This is a genomic window from Pseudoflavonifractor sp. 60 (assembly GCF_009911645.1).
Classification (GTDB): domain Bacteria; phylum Bacillota; class Clostridia; order Oscillospirales; family Oscillospiraceae; genus Lawsonibacter.
On record NZ_QWKI01000264.1, the window covers coordinates 1 to 2,355 of the forward strand.

General features: G+C 60.9%; 4 protein-coding genes. All 4 read right to left on the bottom strand.

Annotated features, from left to right (window positions below; translation table 11 throughout):
- Nucleotides 1–795: ParB N-terminal domain-containing protein (locus D1646_RS21220; RefSeq protein ID WP_160638357.1), on the bottom strand; the 795-nt coding region annotated here is incomplete at its 3' end.
- An 11-nt stretch (nt 796–806) separates the two neighbouring features.
- Nucleotides 807–1,385 carry a transglycosylase SLT domain-containing protein gene (locus D1646_RS21225; RefSeq protein WP_160638358.1) on the bottom strand — a complete coding sequence of 193 codons (579 nt, stop codon included), beginning with the start codon at nt 1,383–1,385 and terminating at the stop codon, nt 807–809.
- 18 nt (nt 1,386–1,403) lie between these two features.
- Nucleotides 1,404–1,586: a hypothetical protein gene (locus D1646_RS21230; protein WP_160638359.1), complete on the bottom strand. Its 183-nt coding sequence runs from the start codon at nt 1,584–1,586 to the stop codon at nt 1,404–1,406.
- 10 nt (nt 1,587–1,596) lie between these two features.
- Nucleotides 1,597–2,292, bottom strand: a complete 696-nt coding sequence (locus tag D1646_RS21235) for a hypothetical protein (protein WP_160638360.1) — start codon at nt 2,290–2,292, stop codon at nt 1,597–1,599.
- Between the last annotated feature and the right edge of the window lie 63 nt (nt 2,293–2,355).

Genomic DNA, 2,355 nt, shown 5'->3' on the forward strand with positions numbered 1-2,355 from the left:
AGGGGCCTCGCAGTCCCGCCGGAGGAACACATCACCGCGCTTGCACGCCTTCCCGTCAGGGCAGGTCAGCTGTGGCTCCCAGCGCCAGCCTTCGTTATACTTGCGCAGCACCTTTTCAGCAGTGGCCCCGTTGGGCGGTTCAGATAAAGCGGAGGCCATGCGCTGCTGAAAGTCCTCCGGCAGACGGGCCAGGGCGTAGGCGGTCTGTTCCGGCAGCTTGTCCTTGTCAAACAGCGTCATGTACTCCGGAATCAACTTCTCCCGGATGACCTTCAGCCGGGCCAGCTTTGGGGCGGATATCTTACAGGCCTGGGCCACATGGTCCCGCATTTTTCCGGGGAACTCAAAGCCTTCCTCCTTCAGCTGGTACAGCAGCATTTCTACCTTCTCTGCCTGCTTGGCCAGCTCTCCGGAGGAGATCACCCGGGTATCCCGGTTGGCGTAGATCAAACGCAGCTCCTGGAGGGCAGCGGAGCCGGAGGACCGTTCCCGAATACAGGGGACTGCCCGCAGGTCCGTCCTGCCCTCCCCAATCAGCCTGCTCAGGGCCATCAGCCGGCGGTGGCCAGATACGACTACCACCTGCTCCGGCCGGTCATCGGCGGTCCTCACCCGGAGAGGCTGCTGGAGGCCCACCACCTCGATGTTGGCGGCCAGCTCGTCCAGCCCGGTCAGTTGGTAGAAGTTGCCGGCGTCGCACTCAATGTGTTCAATGTCGATGTACTCGATCTGCTCCCTCTCGGTGCCCAAGTCGGACACCCCTTTTAGTACTTCGGTGAACTTATTCTCTTTCACGATTTCCTCCTTCACCCCGCGCCCCAACGCTCAGAGGCGGCCAGGACGGCGTTGGCGTACGTACGGCTGCCGGTGTCGTGGCCGGCGTTATAGGCGGTGAGGGTGGCCTGTGTGTCCCCCTCGTACCGCTCCAGCAGTGCGCCCAGGTAGGCCACTCCGGCACGGATGTTGTCCTCGGGAGAGAGGCAGGCGGGGAAATATCTGGTGTTGAGCTGCATCAGACCCACACAGCCCTCGCTGCTGACCGCCTCCGAATCGAAGCCGCTCTCCACTTGGATGACCCCCAGAGCGTCACACAGGGGGACACCGTGGGCCTCGCAGGCCTCCACCAGCGCGCTGCGGCACTCCGGGGATAGGGGGACCGTCCCCCAGAACAGCTCCCTCCTGCACTCCTTCAGAGCCTCCGCCAGGAACGACATGTCAATGGCGGGGACCGTGACAGTGATTGCAGGGGGCTTGTCCACCTCAGCCGCTCTGATGGCCGCACCGTCGGTGGCCTCGTAGACCCAGACGGTGGCCGCCAGCAGACCGGCCAGGACAGCCGCGCACAATCGGTCTGTGCTGCCAGTGGGATTATTATTCCTTTTCACGGTTCTCCTCCTTTTTGATTACCCGTTCTTCTCCTGCATCTCGATGAGCATGGCCGCCGCGTCCTGCATCAGCCGCACCCGGCACTTGATTCCCATGCCCTGATAGAGGCAGTGGGCGCAGTCCCGCCGGCTGCAAGCCTCCAGGGCCTGGGCAAGGACCTCCGCCTTCGAGGCCTCTTTGTATTTCTCATACCACTCCATGGTGTTCCTCCTACTCTATCCACGCCCGATCCGGCAGGGCAGCCAGCAACTGTTCAAACTGCTCAACCGCCCCCTTCTTGGCGCACCACCAGCCCCCAACGCAGGCTTCCTCATAGGCGGCCTCAATCGCTTTGATTTGCTTGAGCAGCGAAGTGTTTTCATCTCGAAGAATGTCAAGGGTTGCTTTGAGGTAGTCGTAACTCTGCCTCAGGTCCAGGAAGGCAAGCAGAGTCCCGACGCTCTGGCCGATAGTGGAGATCATGTCCTTTTTGGTGAGCCGCATGAGCCACTTTCCGGCCTCGGTCTGTGCGAGTTCTTCGTCGTACCGGGTCAGACTAAAGTAGTCCTCTTCGTCCACATCATACCCGATTATCCTGTATCGGTTCCCCACCAGGGCGACGGTGCAATAGTCATACCGCTGGTAGAACGGGGCAGGATAGTCCCAATTATCACGCATCGCCTCCCTGAGCTGGTCTGCCTTGGCCTCCAGATCGGCGAAAGCGACCTTAAACTCCCACGCTTCCTCTTCCTCTCCGTCCAGGGCATTTATGAGGTTTTCGTCGTCCTGGTCGACAAACCAGTGGATGCCCGCACAGGCTTCCTCAATTTCATCAAGCTCTGCCCGCATCGCATCAAAGCCCATAGAGGCCAAGGCCGGGCGCTTGTACCGAAGATTCCGGGTCCGGTTTGCTTTTATTTCGCTCATCCTCTAAGCCACGTCCTCCATCTCCTGGATGCTCAGCGTCCCATTGGCCAGCACAGTGGCCTG